The 16976-nt window shown below is 71.7% G+C and carries 17 protein-coding genes; 10 read left to right on the top strand and 7 right to left on the bottom strand.

What is annotated here, in order from left to right; translation table 11 throughout:
* Positions 1–11 precede the first annotated feature (11 nt).
* The 4 genes from FHS87_RS03340 (at position 12) to FHS87_RS03325 (ending at position 3403) form a co-directional block, all read left to right on the top strand.
* Positions 12–629: a LolA family protein gene (locus tag FHS87_RS03340; RefSeq protein ID WP_246417791.1), complete on the top strand. Its 618-nt coding sequence runs from the start codon at positions 12–14 to the stop codon at positions 627–629.
* Between the two features lie 75 nt (positions 630–704).
* Positions 705–1511: a gamma-glutamyl-gamma-aminobutyrate hydrolase family protein gene (locus FHS87_RS03335; protein WP_184513828.1), complete on the top strand. Its 807-nt coding sequence runs from the start codon at positions 705–707 to the stop codon at positions 1509–1511.
* A gap of 369 nt (positions 1512–1880) precedes the next feature.
* Positions 1881–2564: a fumarylacetoacetate hydrolase family protein gene (locus tag FHS87_RS03330; RefSeq protein ID WP_184513826.1), complete on the top strand. Its 684-nt coding sequence runs from the start codon at positions 1881–1883 to the stop codon at positions 2562–2564.
* Positions 2565–2572: 8 nt separating this feature from the next.
* Complete coding sequence (locus FHS87_RS03325; protein WP_312861863.1) at positions 2573–3403, top strand: exodeoxyribonuclease III; 831 nt, start codon at positions 2573–2575, stop codon at positions 3401–3403.
* A gap of 67 nt (positions 3404–3470) precedes the next feature.
* Here FHS87_RS03325 and ppdK read toward each other — a convergent pair whose 3' ends face one another.
* The 5 genes from ppdK to FHS87_RS03300 form a co-directional block, all read right to left on the bottom strand.
* A complete protein-coding gene (gene ppdK / locus FHS87_RS03320) occupies positions 3471–6152 on the bottom strand; it encodes a pyruvate, phosphate dikinase (RefSeq protein ID WP_184513824.1) in 2682 nt (893 codons plus the stop codon).
* A 10-nt stretch (positions 6153–6162) separates the two neighbouring features.
* Positions 6163–8400, bottom strand: coding sequence for a glycine--tRNA ligase subunit beta (gene glyS, locus FHS87_RS03315; RefSeq protein WP_184513822.1), 2238 nt, complete (start codon positions 8398–8400; stop codon positions 6163–6165).
* Positions 8400–9263, bottom strand: coding sequence for a glycine--tRNA ligase subunit alpha (locus FHS87_RS03310; RefSeq protein WP_184513820.1), 864 nt, complete (start codon positions 9261–9263; stop codon positions 8400–8402). The genes glyS and FHS87_RS03310 overlap by 1 nt, the downstream gene beginning before the upstream one ends.
* Before the next feature lie 128 nt (positions 9264–9391).
* Complete coding sequence (locus FHS87_RS03305) at positions 9392–10006, bottom strand: LysE family translocator (protein WP_184513818.1); 615 nt, start codon at positions 10004–10006, stop codon at positions 9392–9394.
* 210 nt (positions 10007–10216) lie between these two features.
* Positions 10217–11047, bottom strand: a complete 831-nt coding sequence (locus tag FHS87_RS03300) for a S49 family peptidase (RefSeq protein ID WP_184513816.1) — start codon at positions 11045–11047, stop codon at positions 10217–10219.
* Positions 11048–11138: 91 nt separating this feature from the next.
* Between FHS87_RS03300 and FHS87_RS03295 the strand changes: the two genes are divergently transcribed.
* Both FHS87_RS03295 and FHS87_RS03290 read left to right on the top strand, forming a co-directional pair.
* Entirely contained in the window at positions 11139–11528 is a 390-nt protein-coding gene (locus tag FHS87_RS03295; RefSeq protein ID WP_184513814.1) for a hypothetical protein, read from the top strand.
* On the top strand, positions 11525–11842 hold the full coding sequence (locus tag FHS87_RS03290; protein ID WP_184513812.1) for a DUF167 domain-containing protein: 318 nt from the start codon (positions 11525–11527) through the stop codon (positions 11840–11842). The genes FHS87_RS03295 and FHS87_RS03290 overlap by 4 nt, the downstream gene beginning before the upstream one ends.
* 105 nt (positions 11843–11947) lie before the next feature.
* Here FHS87_RS03290 and FHS87_RS03285 read toward each other — a convergent pair whose 3' ends face one another.
* Positions 11948–12451 (bottom strand): YciE/YciF ferroxidase family protein, encoded by a 504-nt coding sequence (locus tag FHS87_RS03285; RefSeq protein WP_184513810.1) that lies wholly within the window; start codon positions 12449–12451, stop codon positions 11948–11950.
* A 242-nt stretch (positions 12452–12693) separates the two neighbouring features.
* Here FHS87_RS03285 and FHS87_RS03280 point away from each other — a divergent pair, with 242 nt between their 5' ends.
* Positions 12694–12942 (top strand): hypothetical protein, encoded by a 249-nt coding sequence (locus FHS87_RS03280; RefSeq protein ID WP_184513808.1) that lies wholly within the window; start codon positions 12694–12696, stop codon positions 12940–12942.
* Here the strand turns inward: FHS87_RS03280 and FHS87_RS03275 are convergent.
* On the bottom strand, positions 12863–14551 hold the full coding sequence (locus FHS87_RS03275) for a glycoside hydrolase family 17 protein (RefSeq protein WP_184513807.1): 1689 nt from the start codon (positions 14549–14551) through the stop codon (positions 12863–12865). The genes FHS87_RS03280 and FHS87_RS03275 overlap by 80 nt on opposite strands.
* 139 nt (positions 14552–14690) lie before the next feature.
* Between FHS87_RS03275 and FHS87_RS03270 the strand changes: the two genes are divergently transcribed.
* From FHS87_RS03270 to FHS87_RS03260, 3 genes are all read left to right on the top strand, one after another.
* Entirely contained in the window at positions 14691–15140 is a 450-nt protein-coding gene (locus tag FHS87_RS03270; RefSeq protein WP_184513805.1) for a CoA-binding protein, read from the top strand.
* A gap of 78 nt (positions 15141–15218) precedes the next feature.
* Complete coding sequence (locus FHS87_RS03265) at positions 15219–16013, top strand: DUF2076 domain-containing protein (RefSeq protein WP_184513803.1); 795 nt, start codon at positions 15219–15221, stop codon at positions 16011–16013.
* Between the two features lie 86 nt (positions 16014–16099).
* Positions 16100–16966, top strand: coding sequence for a LysR substrate-binding domain-containing protein (locus FHS87_RS03260; protein WP_184513801.1), 867 nt, complete (start codon positions 16100–16102; stop codon positions 16964–16966).
* Positions 16967–16976 lie beyond the last annotated feature (10 nt).

Below are 16976 nucleotides of genomic sequence, written 5' to 3'. Positions count from 1 at the left end.
TTCGCCGCCAGATGCTCCCCCTTCTCTCCCTGCTCGCCCTCGCGCCGCCCGCCCTGGCGCAGGCGCCGGCACCCAGCGCCCGCGACCGGGCGGACCTGCAGCGGGTGGAGGCCTACCTGAACGGGCTGACCACGCTCCGCGCCCGCTTCATCCAGATCGCTCAGAATGGCGCGACCGCCCAGGGAACGGCGCTCATCTGGCGTCCGGGACGCATGCGCTTCGACTACGATCCGCCCGAGCCGCTGCTGCTGATCGCCAATGCCGGCCAGTTCCTGCACTACGACAAGGAGCTGCGCCAGCCCTCCATCGTCCCGGTCGGCTCGACCCCGCTCGGCATCCTCCTGCGCGACCGCATCACCCTCTCGGGAGACGTGACGGTCTCCGCGGTGCAGCGGGAGCAGGGGCTGCTCCGGGTGACGCTCTACCGCACGGAGAACCCGGCCGAGGGCCGCATCACCCTCGTCTTCGCGCAGGAGCCGATGGAGCTGCGGCAATGGCTGGTCGTCGATGGCCAGGGGCGCACGACCCGCGTCACCCTCTCGGCGATCGAGACGGGGCTCCGGCTCAACCGCGCGGCCTTCGACTTCAACGACCCCCGCTTCATGGCCAATCCCGTGGACAACAACTAGGCACGGCCCTGCCTTGTGCGTTCCGTGGCGCTTCCTCCTTGAAGGCGCCACGCCGCGACTGCAACATAAGTGTCCATGCGCCCCCTGATCGGTATTTCCTGCTGCGTGAAGCCCTTCGGCCCCTCGGGGATGCCGAACCACGCAGCATCGGACCACTATGTGCGCGTGGTGCTCGGCCCCGTGGGCGGGATGCCGGTGCTCCTCCCCGCCGCGGGCGAGGACGTCTCGCGCGAGCTGCTCTCGCGGCTGGACGGGCTGTTGCTCACGGGCAGCCGCTCGAATGTCTGCCCGGTCTACTACGACGGCCCTGACCACGCGGAGGGGACGCCCGAGGATCAGGCGCGGGATGCCACCACCCTTCCCCTCATCCGCGCGGCGATCGCGGCCGGCGTGCCGTTGCTGGCCATCTGCCGCGGTTTTCAGGAACTGAACGTCGCCCTCGGCGGCTCGCTCGACCAGCGAGTGCAGGATCTGGAAGGGCGGATGGACCATTCCACCCCCACGGACCAGACGATCGCGCGGGTGAGGACCGGCAAGGCCCATCCTGTCCGCATCGAGCCCGGCAGCAGCCTCGCCCGGCTCTGGGCGGGGCTGGACTACGATGCCGGCACCGTGCCGGTGAACTCCCTCCACAACCAGGCCGTGCGCCGCCCTGCCCCGCGCCTCCGGCCGGAAGCATGGGCGCCGGACGGCACGATCGAGGCGGCGAGCATCGAGGACGCGCCGGGCTTCGCGCTCGGCGTCCAGTGGCACCCGGAATACGACTGGGAGCGGGACGCCCTGTCCCGCCGCATCTTCGACCGCTTCGGGCAGGCGGCCGTCAGCCATGCTGCGCGCCGGAACGCCGGGGCGGGCCTCCCCACTCCCATCGCCGCAGAGTGATGAGTCGTAACGCGGGGAGAAATGCAACGCTGGCGAAGTTAAGCGTTCTCACGCTGCTGTGATTGAAACGGTAACCCGCGGCTTTGCATTCTGCCTGTGGATATGAGTAATGTTCCGTCGTCGGCTGAGAAGCCGGCGGTGGCCCGGTATCCCCTGCCGGTTCACCCGACCATCAATACTCCGATCGGAACTAGCGTGTTACGGCGCCCGGTGACCCCCCTCACCGGGCGCCACTTCTTTGCGCCGTCCAGTTCTTGCGCGGCCCAGGCCATCCGTTCAGGCCCGGTCGTTCCGGACAGCCCCGCTATCCCCGCTGCCGCACCGGCCCTATACCCTTTGGCCGTTCCCGGAACCGGATCGGATCGCTCCATGGCCGACTATGTCATCGCCCCACCTCCCGTCGCCGCCATTCCCGTGCGCGGCGGTGGGCTCTTCCCCGTGCGGCGCATCTTCTGCGTCGGCCGCAACTATGCCGAGCACGCGCGCGAGATGGGCAGCGACCCCGACCGCGAGCCGCCCTTCTACTTCACCAAGCCCGCCGATGCCGTGGTGACCGGCGGCGCCGACATGCCCTACCCCACCATGACCAAGGACCTGCACCACGAGATGGAGCTGGTCGTCGCCATCGGCGTGGGTGGGGTCGACATCGCCGAGGCGGACGCGCTGAACCATGTCTGGGGCTACTGCGCCGGCCTCGACATGACCCGCCGCGACCTCCAGGCCGAGGCGAAGAAGGGAGGGCGCCCCTGGGACATGGGCAAGGGCTTCGACCAGTCCGCGCCGATGGGCGAGCTGGTGCCGGCCGGCTCCTTCGACCCGGGCAAGGGCAGGATCGAGCTGAAGGTGAACGGCCAGGTCCGCCAGACCTCCGACCTCTCGAAGCTCATCTGGTCCGTGCCGGAGGTGATCGCCAACCTCTCCCGCCTCGTGCGCCTCGCCCCCGGCGACCTCATCATGACCGGCACGCCGGAGAACGTGGCGGCCGTGCAGCGCGGCGACGTGCTGGAAGGCGTGGTCGAGGGCGTCGGCACGGTCACCACCCGGATCGTCTGATCCAGCCCGTGTCCGCACCGGCATTGGTGGCCGCGCCCCTTCGCGTGGCCACCTGGAACATCAACTCCGTCCGTCTGCGCGCGCCCCTGCTGCGCGCGCTGGTGGACGAGCTGAACCCGGACGTCCTCTGCCTCCAGGAAACGAAGACGCCGGACGAGCACTTCCCGCACGAGGCGGCGGAGGCGCTGGGTTTCACCCACCGGATCATCACGGGGATGAAGGGCTACAACGGCGTCGCCGTCCTCTCCCGCCTGCCCCTCACCCGCTTGCCGGACGGGCGGGACTGGTGCGGGAAGGGCGACTGCCGCCATCTCGGCGTGGCGGTGGACCTGCCCGGCGGCCCGCTGGAGGTGCACAACTTCTACGTCCCCGCCGGCGGCGACGTGCCGGACCCCGCGGTGAACCCGAAGTTTGCCCATAAGCTGGACTTCGTGGCCGAGGTCACCGCCTGGACCGCCGCGCGCGGCCCGGCGCACCGCTCCGTGCTGGTCGGCGACCTGAACATCGCGCCGCTGGAGCACGATGTCTGGAGCCACAGGCAGATGGTCGGCGTTGTCTCCCACACCCCCGTGGAGGTGGAGGCGATGGCGGGCTGGCAGAGGGCGGGGAACTGGTACGACGCCCTTCGCCACTTCGTACCGGAGGACCAGAAGCTCTACACTTGGTGGTCCTACCGCGCGAAGGACTGGCGCGCCTCGGACCGGGGGCGGCGGCTGGACCACATCTGGGTCAGCCAGGACCTTGCCGGCGCGCTCCAGCGGCACGCGGTGCTGAAGGACGCGCGCGACTGGGCGCAGACCAGCGACCATGTCCCCGTGATGCTGGAGATCACGGTCTAGCCAGACCGGAAAGGCGGGCAGATCCGGGGAAGGTCGTCGCCTTCCCCGGACCGGAAAGCCAGCGGCGCTAGGCGGTACGGTCCGCCATGGCCGGCTTCTCGCTCGCCAGCGCGGCCTGCGCCGCCGCCAGGCGCGCGACCGGCACGCGGTAGGGCGAGCAGGAGACGTAATCCAGCCCCACCGTCTCGCAGAACTGAATGGAGGCGGGGTCGCCGCCGTGCTCGCCGCAGATGCCGAGCTTGATGCCCGGCCGCGTGGCCCGGCCCTTCTCGGCGGCGATCTTCACCAGGGCGCCCACGCCGTCCACGTCGATGGAAACGAAGGGGTCCTTCGGCAGGATGCCCTTCTCCACGTAGAGCGGCAGGAACTTGCCGGCGTCGTCGCGGGACAGGCCGAAGGTGGTCTGGGTCAGGTCGTTCGTGCCGAAGGAGAAGAAGTCCGCCGTCTCGGCGATCCTGTCGGCGGTCAGGCAGGCGCGCGGCAACTCGATCATGGTGCCGACCATGTACTCGATCGTCGTGCCCGTCTCGGCGAAGACCTCCTGCGCAATCTTGTCGATCTGCGCGTGGCTGATCTCCAGCTCCTTCTTGGTCGCGACCAGGGGGACCATGATCTCGGGCACCGGCGCCTTCCCGGCCTCCTTGGCGACGATCACCGCCGCCTCGAAGATGGCGCGGGCCTGCATCTCCGCGATCTCCGGATAGGTCATCGCGAGGCGGCAGCCGCGATGGCCGAGCATCGGGTTCGCCTCCGACAGGTCCGCCGCGCGGCGCTTCATGGTGGCGAGATCGGCGCCCAGGCTCTCCGCCACCTCGGCCAGCTCCTCCTCCTTGTGGGGGAGGAACTCGTGCAGCGGGGGGTCGAGCAGGCGGATCGTGACGGGCAGCCCCGCCATGATGCGGAACAGCTCCACGAAGTCGTCCCGCTGGAAGGGCAGGAGCTTGGCCAGCGCGTCGCGCCGGCCGCCCTCGGTCTCGCTCATGATCATCTGCCGCACGGCACCGATGCGCGAGGGGTCGAAGAACATGTGCTCGGTGCGGCAGAGGCCGATGCCTTCCGCGCCGAACTTACGGGCGGTGTCGGCGTCCAGCGGGGTCTCGGCGTTCGCGCGCACCTTCAGGCGGCGCACCTTGTCGGCCCAGCCCATCAGCGTCTCGAAGTCGCCCGAGAGCTTCGGCTCCACCATGGCGACCGTGCCGACGAAGACCTCGCCCGTCGCGCCGTCGAGCGTGATGGTCTCGCCCGCCTGCACCTGCACCCCGCCGGCGGCGAGGATCTGGGAGGCGTAGTCCACCACGATGCCGCCGGCGCCGGCCACGCAGGGCCGGCCCATGCCGCGCGCCACCACCGCCGCGTGGCTCGTCATGCCGCCGCGGGTGGTGAGGATGCCGCGAGCCGCGTGCATGCCGTGGATGTCCTCGGGAGAGGTCTCAATGCGGACGAGGATGACGCTCTCGCCCTTCTGGGCGCGCGCCTCGGCTTCGTCGGCGGAGAAGACCACCACGCCGCTCGCCGCGCCGGGGGAGGCCGGCAGGCCGCGGGAGAGGAGCCGGCGCGGCGCGTTCGGGTCGAGCGTGGGGTGCAGGAGCTGGTCGAGCGAGCCCGGGTTCACGCGGCGCACCGCCTCGGCCTGGTCGATCAGCCCCTCATTGGCCATGTCCACCGCGATCCGGAGGCTGGCCGCGGCCGTGCGCTTCCCGTTGCGGGTCTGCAGCATGTAGAGCTTGTTGCGCTGGACCGTGAACTCGATGTCCTGCATGTCCGCGTAGTGCTTCTCGAGCCGCTCGCGCACCGCGACCAGCTCGGCATAGGCGGCCGGCATGGCCGCCTCCATGCTGCGCTCGCCGGGCTTGGCGCGGGCCTCGCTCATCGGCTGGGGCGTGCGGATGCCGGCCACGACATCCTCGCCCTGCGCGTTGATGAGGTACTCGCCGTAGAATACGTTCTCGCCCGTGGAGGGATCGCGGGTGAAGCACACGCCCGTCGCGCAGTCGTCGCCCATGTTGCCGAAGACCATGGCCTGGACGTTCACCGCCGTGCCCCAGTCCACCGGGATGTCGTGCAGGCGGCGATAGGTGATCGCGCGCTGGTTCATCCAGGAGCCGAACACGGCTCCGATCGCGCCCCAGAGCTGGGCCCAGGGCTCCTGCGGGAAGTCCGCGCCCGTGACCTCGCGCACCATGTCCTTGTAGCCGGCGGCGACGTGCCGCCAGTCCTCGGCCGTGAGATGCGTGTCCTCGACGACGGCGCGGGCGAGCTTGGCGTCCTCGATGATCTCCTCGAAGCGGTGGTGGTCCACGCCGAGCACGACCGAGCCGTACATCTGGATGAAGCGGCGATAGCTGTCCCAGGCGAAGCGCGCGTCGCCGGAAGCGGCCTCGAGCCCCTCCACCGTCACGTCGTTCAGGCCGAGGTTGAGCACCGTGTCCATCATCCCCGGCATGGAGACGCGGGCGCCCGAGCGCACGGAGACGAGGAGCGGGTTCTGAGCGTCGCCGAAGCGGGCGCCCACGGCCTCCTCGATGCGCGCGAGCGCGGCCTTCACCTGCGCGTCGAGATCCTCGGGATAGGCGCCCTTGTTCTCGGTATAGAAGGTGCAGACCTCGGTGGTGATGGTGAAGCCGGGGGGAACGGGCAGGCCGATCAGGGCCATCTCCGCCAGGTTCGCGCCCTTGCCGCCCAGCAGGTTCCGCATCTCCGCACGGCCGTCATTGCGGCCGGCCCCGAAGCCGTAGACCCAGCTCTTCATGACCTCATCCTCAGCCTTCGATACGCGCGATATCGGCCACCTCGTCCATGGCGCCGCGAAGCAGCGCCAGCAAGCCTAGCCGGTTCTCCCGCAATTCCCTATCCGGATCATTGACCGTGACCCCGTCGAAAAAAGCGTCCACCGGCGCGCGGATTGGCGCAAGGGCCGACATGGCGGCTGCGAAGCCCTCCTGTGCCAGCGCCTCCCGGACGGCCGGGCGCGCGGCCTCGATCGCCGAGGCAAGGGCGATCTCCTCCGGGGCACGGAGCAGGTCGGCGCGGATCGCCGGAGCGTAGGCCCGCCCGTCCCGCTTTTCCTCAATTTTGAGGATGTTCGCGGCGCGGCGATAGGCCGCCAGCAGGTCCGTTCCCTCGGCGGTGGAGAGGAAGTCGCGCAGTGCGTCGGCGCGCGCCAGCAGCCGGTTCAGGTCGTCGTCGCCCGAGCGCCCGAAGGCCGCGGCCACGAGATCGTGACGCAGCCCCTCCGCCCGCATCTGCACACGGAGCCGCTCGGCCAGGAACTCGACCACCCCCTGGGCGAAGGCGGCGACCATGGGAGGATGGGCCGATTCGGCCGGCGGCTTCCAGCCCGCATTCATTCGCTCGGCGGCCACCGCCATGCCGAACTCGGGCGTCGCGGTCGTGCCCTGGGCCATGGGGTAGCCGAAGAAGGCCTCCGCCACCGCATCCGCCAGCGGCAAGCGCAGCCCGTTCTCCCGGACGATGCGGATGACGCCGAGCGCCGCGCGGCGCAGCGCGTAGGGATCGCCCGAGCCGGTCGGGCGCTCGTCCGCGGCGAAGAAGCCGGCGAGCTGGTCCAGCTTGTCCGCGAGGGCGACGGCCACCGCGACAGGCTCGGATGGCACGGCGTCGCCGGGGCCGAGGGGGCGGTAATGCGCGCCGATCGCCTCGGCCACGCGCGGGTCCTCCCCGGCATGGAGCGCGTAGTAGCGGCCCATCACGCCCTGGAGCTCGGGGAACTCGCCCACCATGCCGGAGGCGAGGTCCGCTTTGGCCAGCCGCGCGGCGCGGGCGGCGAGGCCGGGCTCCGCGCCCACCATCGGCGCGATGTGCCGGGCCAGCCGCTCCAGCCGGCGGACGCGGTCGCCCTGCGTGCCGAGCTTCGCGTGGAACACCACGGAATCGAGCTTCGGCAGGAAGGATTCGAGCGGCTGCTTGCGGTCCAGGTCCCAGAAGAAGCGGGCGTCGGAGAGGCGGGCGCGCAGCACGCGCTCGTTGCCGCCGATGATGGCGCCGCCGCCGTCCCTGGCCGCGATGTTGGCGACGAGGGCGAAGCGCGCGGCGGCGCGGCCGTCGGGGTGACGGAGCGCGAAGTAGCGCTGGTTCACCCGCATGGTCGTCCGCATCAGCTCAGGCGGCAGGTCCATGAAGGCGTCGTCGATCCGGCCGAGAAGCGGCACGGGCCACTCCACCAGCCCGGCCACCTCGGCCAGCAGCCCGCGGTCCGGCACCACCTCCAGCCCCTCCGCGGCGGCGAGGGCGGCGATCCCGCCCTCGATCATCCGCTCGCGCTCGGCGGCGTCGGGAATGACGGAGCGCTCGCGCAGCCCCGCCTCGTACTCCGCTGCGGAGGCCACGGCGAAGGCGCCGGGCGACTGGATGCGGTGCCCCTCGGTGAGGTCGGCGGAGCGGAGGCCGTGCGCCTCGTCCGCCCCCTCGCCGAGAGCGAAGGGCACCACCTCTCCATCGAGCAGGAGGAGGATGCGCTGCATCGGGCGGACCCAGATGAGGTCCGAGGTGCCCCATCGCATCGACTTCGGCCAGGGAAAGCGGCGGATGAGGGCCGGGACCGCCTCGGCCAGCACCTCGGCGCTGGAGCGCGCGGGGTTCCGCAGCCGCAGGAGGAAGGAGGCGCCGGACTTCTCCGGGCGGGCCAGGATCACCAGCCCCTCCCCCTCATAGACCGGCGTGTCGGAGGGGCCGGCGGCGCCGCGCATGGCGGCCACCGCGTCATCGGGGAGCGCGTGCTTGCGGGCGAAGCCGCCCAGCGCCGCCTCGGGGGCGCCGAGGCGCGGCCCCTTCTCTTCCCGCTCGCTCGCCGGCGTCTCGCCCGGGATCTGCGCGACGAGCGCGATGCGGCGCGGGCCGTAGAGGGTGCGGACGCCGTCGAGCGACAGCCCGGCGGGCCTGATCGCCTCGCCCAGCAGCCGCGCGAGGGCCTCGGCCGCGCGGGCCTGCATGCGGGCGGGGATCTCCTCGGAGAGGATCTCCAGTAGAAGCTCGGCCATCAGGCGGACTCCCCGGCGAGCCAGCCCTCGCAGCAGCGCTTCGCCAGCGCGCGCACGCGGCCGATATAGGCGGCGCGCTCCGTCACGCTGATGGCGCCGCGGGCGTCCAGCAGGTTGAAGCTGTGGCTCGCCTTGATGCACTGATCATAGGCGGGCAGCGGCAGGTCCTTGTCGCAGAGCGCGTTGCACTCCTCCTCCGCCTCGGCGAAATGGCGGAACAGCGCGGGGATGTTCGCGTGCTCGAAGGAATAGGCGGAGAACTCGCGCTCGTTCCGCAGGAACACGTCGCCATAGGTGAGGCCGGCCGAGTTGAAGGCGAGGTCGTACACGTTCTCGACGCCCTGGATGTACATGGCCAGGCGCTCCAGCCCGTAGGTCAGCTCGCAGGAGGGCACGGCGCAGGGGATGCCGCCGACCTGCTGGAAGTAGGTGAACTGCGTCACCTCCATCCCGTCGCACCAGACCTCCCAGCCCAGGCCCCAGGCGCCGAGCGTCGGGCTCTCCCAGTCGTCCTCCACGAAGCGGATGTCGTGGAGCATGGGGTCGATGCCGATGGAGCGGTAGCTCTCGATCAGCAGGCTCTGCGGGTCCGGCGGGCTCGGCTTGAGGATGACCTGGTACTGGTAATAGGCCCCCAGACGGTTCGGGTTCTCGCCGTAGCGCCCGTCGGAGGGGCGGCGGCTGGGCTGCACATAGGCGGCCCGCCAGGGCTTCGCCCCGAGCGCGCGCAGCGTGGTGGCAGGATGAAAGGTGCCCGCGCCCATCTCCATGTCATAGGGCTGCAGGATTGCGCAGCCCTGCTTCGACCAGAAGGCGTGGAGCGCCAGGATCATGTCCTGGAACGGGAGCGGCGTGGCGGTCATGCAGGGGCGATCATCGGGCTGGGGAGGCGTTCCTTGGCGCGGCCGGTATAGGGGCGCCCGCCGCACCCCCGCAAGGAAGCCCCCCACCCCGGAGCCGGCCCAGGCCCCGCAGCGAAATGGGAATAATTTCAGTTCACGCGCGCCAGGGCGAGGGTGCCATAGGCCGTCAGAAGCATCCCGGCCGCGAGGTTGGCGTGGAGCAGCAGTTCCGGCCGCAGCCGCGAGCGCAGCAGCGCCACGCCGCCGCTGAGCAGCATCCACCACAGGCTCGCCGCCGCGAACATGCCGAACAGGAGCGCGGAGGCCGCGGCCGGCGAAGTGGCCGTCGTGCCGGCGATGGGCGAGAGCAGCGAGAAGATGAGGAGCAGCGACATCGGGTTCGCCGCGTTGAAGGCGAGCGCGGAGAGATAGGCCGAGGCGCAGGAACGCGGCGCCTGTCCGGGCGCGTCCTCCGCGACGTGACGGCGCATCAACATCCTCGCTGCCATCAGCAAGAGAACGATTCCGGCCGCGATCGACAGCACCCTCCCCGCCCGCTCCATCCACGGCGCGGCGCTCTCCATCCCGAGCACCACGGCCGCACCGTAGGCGATGTTCACTGTCGCCGCGCCGAGCCCGGTGCAGAGGCCGACGCGCATGCCCGAGGCGAGAGTTCGCTGGATGCAGAGAATCCCCATCGGGCCGATCGGGACGGCGATGGAGAATCCCACCGCCAGGCCGAGCAGGAGCGGCGTGTTGCTCATCAGACTTCCCTTTGTCCTGTCGCGGGCGGGCCAGGGCACGGAATCCCCCCGCGGAGGTGCCGGCGCAGCCGCGCCATTCACCCCCGCCCGCCCGATCGATGTAGGAATTCTGACCTTTGTATTCGAACAAATCAAGAACGATTCGGGTGGGGCCGAGGGCCTGGGCGGGCGCCACCGATCAAGGCTTCATGAGCGGCCCGCCCCTCGGGGTCAAAGGCCGATACGCCCCCAGGCCGCCCGCGCCTCGGCCGCCACGATCGCGCCCTCCACCGCCGCCGACGGATCGAGCGCGGCGCCGGAGAGCAGGCGCCAGGGCAGGCGCGGGCGGCGGGCGCCGAGGGGCACGATCCGGGCAGCCTCGCCGAAGCGGCGGGTCACCTCACCGCGCAGGTCGCCCAGACGGTCCACCAGCCCGAGCTCCAGCGCGCGGCGCCCCGTCCAGAAGCGGCCGGTGAAGAGCGGCTCCTCCGCCCCGCGCAGCCTCTCCCCGCGGCGCGATTCCACCCAGCCGACGAACTCGCGGTGCAGCCCGCCCATCAGGTCGCGCAGCCGCTCCTGCTGCGCGGGGTCGACGGGGCGGAAGGGGTCGAGGAAGGACTTGTCCTCCCCCGCCGTCACCAGCCGCCGCTCGATGCCGAGCCGCGCGATCGCCTCCTCGAAGCCGAAGCCGGCGGAGATGACGCCGATGGAGCCGACGATGCTCGCGGGGTCCGCCACGATCTCGTCCGCCGCGCAGGCGAGCCAGTAGCCGCCCGAGGCCGCCGCATCCTCCACGCAGGCGATGACGGGCACGCCTTTCTTCTCCGCGAGTTGCCGGATGCGCGCGGCGATGAGGGAGGATTGCGCGGGCGAGCCGCCGGGCGAGTTCAGCGCCAGCACCACGCCGGCCAGGCGCTTCAGCCCGAAGGCGCGCTCCAGCACGGGGTCCAGCGCGGCGGCGGAGAGGGTGGGGCCGGCCAGGCCGTTCGCGCGCGGCGCGATGACGCCGGCGAGCCGCACGACGGCGACGCGGGGGGAACGATCGAGGAAGGGAAGCTTCATCAGCCAAAGGTCGCGCCGAGTGCGGCGGCTTCAAGGCGCTGCCCCAATGATGCCGCTTGCACGCCCGAAGCGATCGCGGGATCACATCGGCATGACCGTCCCCAAGCGTGATTTCCTGGCGATTCTCGCGGTTGCCGCCGCCATCGGGCTGATGCTGCTCTACCGCTACCTGCAGGTTGAGCCGCGCGAGATGGGCGCGCTCTGCCTCGACCTCGCCAGCGCGCCCTTCGCCTGCAAGCCGCGCGCGGTGCTGCTCTGGCTCCAGCACTGGCAGCTCTGGGGCGCGGGGGCCATGGCGCTCGGGATCTGGGCCTTCATCGGCGCCCCCTTCGCGGTGCGCGCGGCGGCCGTGGCGCTGGGCGTGACCGCGGTGCTGAACTTCAACGCCACCTGGGGGATGATCGGCGCGGCGCTGGGCGGCTGGGCCTGGGTGGAGGCGAATGCGCGCAAGGCGGTCGTCACCCCGCTCCGGGGCCGGTGACACCGCGCGACCTTCCCTGGCGCGCGGTGGAAGGCGGGCTGGAGCTTCGCGTGAAGGCCCATCCCCGCGCGAGGCGGCCGGGCCTGCAAGGGCTGGTGCCCGGGGTGGACGGGCCGAAAATCAAGGCGGCGGTGAACGAGGCACCGGAGGACGGGCGCGCGAACCGCGCGATCCTCGCCCTTCTGGCCGAGGCGCTCGGCCTCGCCCCCTCCCGCCTCTCGGTCACGGCGGGTGCGGCGTCCCGGGAGAAGACCGTGCTGGCGGAGGGCGACCCCGCCGCCCTGGCCGCGAGGCTGGCGGAACGTCTCGCCTGAAGGGGGCCTGAACGGCGAAGCGCCGGCCCCCTCCCCCGCGCTGCGGGATCGGAAACCGGCGCCCCTTGCCCCTGGTGGATCGTCCGAGGCGAAAGAGGTAACGCCTCAGGCGGCCATGCGGTTGACCTTGCTCTCGGCGAGCATAGTCAGCTTCTTGTCCGTCGCCTTCTCCTCGGCGAGGTTCTCCTCCAGCACCGAGGCGCAGTCGGCGCGGCCGAGCTGGCGGGCGAAGGCGACCAGCGTGCCGTAGCGGGTGATCTCGTAGTGCTCCACGGCCTGGGCGGCGGCGAGCATGGCGGCGTCGAGCACCTCCTTGTCGTCCACGTCGCCCATGATCTCCTGGGCTTCCTCCAGGATGCCGTCCATGGCGGCGCAGGTGACGCCCTTCACGGGCTGGCCATGCATCTGGAAGACCTTCTCCAGGCGGGTGATCTGGTTCTTCGTCTCCTGCAGGTGCAACTCGAAGCCCTGCTTGAGCTGAGGATCCGTCGCCTTGTCGATCATCTTGGGCAGCGCCTTCGTGATCTGGTTCTCGGCGTAATAGATGTCCTGCAGCGTGTGGACGAAGAGGTCGTCGAGCGTCTTGATGGGCTTGGAGAAGAGGGCCATGGCGGTCTGCCTTCCTGCGCGTGATGCGGGGAGCCCGGCCTGGGGGGACCGGGCCGATGTCGCACAGGGAACGCCCTGGCGGGGCCCCGCGTTGCGCCCCGGCCCGTTTCGCCGGGCAGCACCCGCCCGCGCGCGGCCGGCGATGGGGTGACGGATTCGCCTCCCTCCCCTCCCCGCACCGCGCCTATCGTCCTCCCCAACGCCTGCCGGCATGAACCGGGGCGCGCGGGGATGTTCAGGAGATGAGCGGGATCACCGATCCTCTGGTCGCCGACCTCGTGGAATGGGCGGCGCGGCGGCCGCGCAGCCTCGCCGAGCTGAACGAGGCCTGGCGCACCTCCTGCCCGCGCCTGATGGTGTGGGAGGAAGCCTTCGAGAAGGGCTTCCTGGCGCGGGCGGAACCGGTGCGGGTCACGCCGCTCGGGATGGCGCTCCTCGCCGGGAGCCGGGGGGCGGAGAGGCAGGGGCAGGCACCCGCGCCGCCCGGCTGAAGGGCTTCAGCCGTAGGAGGGGCGGCAGGGCGAGGCCGATCGCGCAGGTGCTCCAGCCCATGGCCTGGAGGTTGTGCGGCCCCTCCATCACCGCGCTCGCCACGGCGCAGGCCGCGAGCACGCCGCCCGCCAGCCATTCCGCCCAGCCGCCCCCCGTGCGCGGAAGGTCCCGCAACAGGGCGCGCGCGACCACCGCCACGAGCGGTACGGCGAAGGTGGGGAAGGGGAAGTCGCGGTAGCGGGGGTCGAAGAGCAGCATCATCTGCAGCACGGCCGCGGTGACGATGAAGAGGAAGAGCAGGTCCTCGAAGGCGAAGCCGCGCCAGTCCCGCGGGCGGAAGCGGCCGCGGAAGACCGAGCGAAGGTTAGCGCTGGCCTGGGCGCCATTGCGCGCGGGCTCCACCCTGTCCCCCGAGAGCCGCGCGCCCGCCCGGCGCAGCAGCAGTGCGGCGAGAAGCGACTGGCCGAGGATGTTCACGACGAAGGCGAGCTTCAGATGCTCGTCGAAGGCGTAGGGCCAGCCGCCGCACCAGGCATAAGCCAGGGCGTTGCCCAGCGCGGCCGAGAGCACCGCCAGCGCGGCGCGGAAGGCGCGGGGCCAGGCGCGGGCGGTGGCGGCGAACATGCCGGCGCCGAGCAGCAGTGCCGCGCCCGCGTACCAGGCCCACCACGGGTTCTCCCGCACGGGGCCGGAGAGGTCGAACTTCGGCTGCCGGTCCGCCGTCCACAGCCCCCAGGCGGCGCCCACCGTGCCCTCGTTGCGGTACTTCCAGACCTGGTCGAAGGCCTCGATGAGATTGTAGTCGAAGCCCTCCTCCTGGCTGAGCGCGATGAACTGGCGGAGGAACACCGCCTGATCCACGCGGGAGGGAACCGCGCCCTCGCGCCAGCGGCCGGCGCTAGGCCAGCCGATCTCGCCGATGGCAATGGCCTTGTCCGGGAACATCGCCTTCATCCGGCGATAGACGTCGCGCACATGGGCCATGGCGACGTCCACGCCCAGCGGCTCGTCCTCCCAGTAGGGGAGGATATGGATGGTCACGATGTCCACATGGCGGGCCAGCTCGGGGAACTGGGCCCAGAACTCCCAGACATCGGCATAGGTCACGGGCTGGCGCACGGCCGCCTTCACGCGGTCGATCTGGCGGGCCAGCTCCTCCACCGGCAGGTCGCGGCGCAGCAGCACCTCGTTGCCGACGACCACGCGCTCCACCACCTCCGGGTGCTTGTTGGCGGTGGCGATCAGGGCGGCGATCTCGCGGTCGTTCCCGCGGAGGTCGCGGCCGAGCCAGGCGCCCTTCCACATCTTCACCCCGTGCCGCCCGGCGATCTCAGCGGTGTCGTAGGCGCCCTCGATGCTGGCGTAGCTGCGGATGGCGCGCACGCGCGGGGCGATGAGGCGGATGTCCTCATCCACCTCCGCCGCCGTGGGGAAAATGTCGCGCAGCGGGCTCTGCCCCTCCCGGAAAGGGGCGAAGGAGACGCTGTTGAAGCGCTCGGCCGTCATCGGCACCTCGCCCGCCCTTTCCCGGTTGGGCACCCACCAGAGGAGGGCGGTGGCGAGCGCGGAGAGGATCAGCGCGGCGGCGACGGAGCGGGATACGGGCATGGCGCCCCACCTCTAGCCCCCGCCTGAGGCTCACGAAAGGCGGCGCGCGCCGCAATGGCGCCCCATTGGCATCCTCACCCTTCCGTCCCAACTGCCCCCGGGGCAGGGCACTGCCCCGGGACAAGGCAGGAGAGAGAGCATGGCCAGGGACGGGTTGAGCGACGATGCAGTGAGGGACCTCCTGCTGCGGACGCGCCGGATCGCGGTGGTCGGCGCCTCGGACAAGCCGGGGCGCGCCTCCAACGGCGTCTTCGCCTTCCTTCTCCAGCGCGGCTACAGCGCGATCCCGGTGAACCCGGCGCTCGACGGCCGCAGCATCCACGGCATGCAGGCCGTGCCCTCCCTGGAGGAGGCCGCGCCGCTCGACATGGTGGATGTGTTCCGTCGGAGCGAACAGGCCGGGGAGGTGGTGGACGAGGCCATCCGACTCGGCGCGAAATCGGTCTGGCTCCAACTCGGCGTCTGGGACGACGCGGCGGCGGAGCGGGCGCGGGCGGCCGGGATAGCGATCGTGATGGACCGCTGCCCCGCCATCGAGTGGGGCCGGCTCGGCCTGCCTTCCCGGGTGCCGGCCGGCGCGGTAGATTAACATCTTGAAAGGTTTGCCGCGGCGGGCCATCTCGCGGCCGTCGTGGGCATCTGCCCGCAACGAGGAGTTATGAGGGACATGACCGAGGAAGAGCGCCGCATCATCACCGGCTATGTGGAGCGCGTCGCTGGCGCCGCGCCGCAGCCGGCCGCGACCTCAACCGGCCCCTGGGGTGGCCGCAGCGTGCCCAGCACGCAGCCGCGCCCCAGCCTGCCCCCCGTGGACCCGGAGGCGGACCGCCTGATCGGCGAGCTGTTCACCCGCTACCCCGAGGCGCGTTACCGCATCACCCAGACGGCCTTCGTGCAGGAAGCCGCGCTGGTCCAGGCCCAGAACCGCATCCAGGAACTGGAGTGGCAGCTGGAGAACACGCAGAACCAGGCGCAGGCCAACCAGGGGTCCCGCGGCGGGCTGTTCGGCGGCATGTTCGGCGGCGGCGGGAACCGGCAGGTGCCGATGACCCCCCGCCCGCAGCCGATCCAGCCGCCCATGGGCGCGATGAACCCGGCCATGATGCAGCAGGGGGGGCGCGGCTCCGGCTTCCTCGGCACGGCGCTGACGACCGCGGCGGGCGTGGCCGGCGGCATGGTGCTGGGCAACGCGCTGATGGGCATGTTCTCGGGCGGCGCGGCCCATGCGGCCTCCGGCGTGTCCGATGCCGTCTCCGGTGCCACGGGCGGTGCCTTCGGCGAGCAGGCGGTCGATACCCCCGCAGCCTCTCCCTGGACCGATCCGGGCGGCGCGGGCAACGACGCCTCGCCCGTCTCTGATAATGGCTGGGGTGGCAATGACGCGGCCGGCTTCGACCAGGGCGCCGGCTATGACGATGCCGGTGGGTTCGACGACGCCGGCGGCTTCGACGAGGAAGTCTGAGCGATCAGCCCTTCTCATCGATCCGGCGGGTAGCACCGCCGAATCGTCATTGACCCCGTCGGGGCGCAGGTCCAGCCTGCGCCCCGATGCGCGTTCCGGACCTCGATCTCGATCTTCTCCGCTGCTTCGTGCAGGTGGCCGAGCGCGGCGGCTTCACCGCGGCGGCACCCGCCCTCGGCCTGACGCAATCGGCCATCTCGCTCAAGATCCGGCGGCTGGAGGAGCTTCTGGGCAAGCGCGTGCTGGAGCGCACCAGCCGCAGCGTCGCCCTCACCCCGCAGGGGGAGACCCTGCTCGCCTATGCCCGCCGGATGCTCGCGCTGAACGAGGAAGCGGTGCGGCGGCTCGTCGCCCCGCCCGTCTCCGGCCATCTGCGCCTGGGCGTGGCGGACCACTTCGTGCCGCGCAACCTCGCCCCGCTGCTCGCCCGCTTCTCCCGCTCCCATCCCGGCATCCGGCTGGAGGTGGAGGTCGGCCGCTCCCACGAGTTGCGCCGTGCCATGGAGGCGGGCGCGCTCGACCTCGTGCTCGGCAAGCGGCGGGACGGGGAGAGCGAGGGCACGATTCTCTGGACCGAGCCGGTTATCTGGGCCGCCACCCCCGGCTGGACCCCGCCCGAGGGACGGCCCCTGCCCCTCGCCATGCTCCCCGCCGGCTGCATGTTCCGGGACCGGGCGCTCGCCGCCCTCGCCCGTGCGGGGATGGGATTCGAGATCACCTACACCTCGCCCAGCCTCCTCGGCGTGGCGGCGGCAGCGCAGGCAGGGCTGGGGGTGACGGTGATGGGCGCCTCCGGCCTGCCGGACGGGCTGATTCCCCTCCCCGGCCTCCCGCCCCTGGGCACCGCGGAGATGGCGGTGTTCGGCGACCTCGCCGGCCTCGCGCCGCTGGCCGGGCCGCTGGTGGAGGCCATCCGGGAGACGGTAGGCGGGCCCGCGCCGCTCGCGGCGTAACGGCGGCGGG

Origin of the sequence: Muricoccus pecuniae (assembly GCF_014199205.1) — a bacterium.
GTDB lineage: Bacteria > Pseudomonadota > Alphaproteobacteria > Acetobacterales > Acetobacteraceae > Roseomonas > Roseomonas pecuniae.
The sequence above is the reverse complement of the archived record's forward strand: the minus strand, read 5'-3'. Positions and strand labels throughout refer to the sequence as shown.

What these genes read in the sequence shown, in the direction of transcription:
- ppdK (WP_184513824.1), bottom strand. Translation starts at nt 6,152, where the DNA reads ATGAAGAGCTGGGTCTACGGCTTCGGGGCCGGCCGCAATGACGGCCGT.
- FHS87_RS03270 (WP_184513805.1), top strand. Translation starts at nt 14,691, where the DNA reads ATGGCCAGGGACGGGTTGAGCGACGATGCAGTGAGGGACCTCCTGCTG.
- FHS87_RS03305 (WP_184513818.1), bottom strand. Translation starts at nt 10,006, where the DNA reads ATGAGCAACACGCCGCTCCTGCTCGGCCTGGCGGTGGGATTCTCCATC.
- FHS87_RS03340 (WP_246417791.1), top strand. Translation starts at nt 12, where the DNA reads ATGCTCCCCCTTCTCTCCCTGCTCGCCCTCGCGCCGCCCGCCCTGGCG.
- FHS87_RS03335 (WP_184513828.1), top strand. Translation starts at nt 705, where the DNA reads ATGCGCCCCCTGATCGGTATTTCCTGCTGCGTGAAGCCCTTCGGCCCC.
- FHS87_RS03280 (WP_184513808.1), top strand. Translation starts at nt 12,694, where the DNA reads ATGAGCGGGATCACCGATCCTCTGGTCGCCGACCTCGTGGAATGGGCG.
- FHS87_RS03330 (WP_184513826.1), top strand. Translation starts at nt 1,881, where the DNA reads ATGGCCGACTATGTCATCGCCCCACCTCCCGTCGCCGCCATTCCCGTG.
- FHS87_RS03275 (WP_184513807.1), bottom strand. Translation starts at nt 14,551, where the DNA reads ATGCCCGTATCCCGCTCCGTCGCCGCCGCGCTGATCCTCTCCGCGCTC.
- FHS87_RS03265 (WP_184513803.1), top strand. Translation starts at nt 15,219, where the DNA reads ATGACCGAGGAAGAGCGCCGCATCATCACCGGCTATGTGGAGCGCGTC.
- FHS87_RS03300 (WP_184513816.1), bottom strand. Translation starts at nt 11,047, where the DNA reads ATGAAGCTTCCCTTCCTCGATCGTTCCCCCCGCGTCGCCGTCGTGCGG.
- glyS (WP_184513822.1), bottom strand. Translation starts at nt 8,400, where the DNA reads ATGGCCGAGCTTCTACTGGAGATCCTCTCCGAGGAGATCCCCGCCCGC.
- FHS87_RS03295 (WP_184513814.1), top strand. Translation starts at nt 11,139, where the DNA reads ATGACCGTCCCCAAGCGTGATTTCCTGGCGATTCTCGCGGTTGCCGCC.
- FHS87_RS03260 (WP_184513801.1), top strand. Translation starts at nt 16,100, where the DNA reads ATGCGCGTTCCGGACCTCGATCTCGATCTTCTCCGCTGCTTCGTGCAG.
- FHS87_RS03285 (WP_184513810.1), bottom strand. Translation starts at nt 12,451, where the DNA reads ATGGCCCTCTTCTCCAAGCCCATCAAGACGCTCGACGACCTCTTCGTC.
- FHS87_RS03310 (WP_184513820.1), bottom strand. Translation starts at nt 9,263, where the DNA reads ATGACCGCCACGCCGCTCCCGTTCCAGGACATGATCCTGGCGCTCCAC.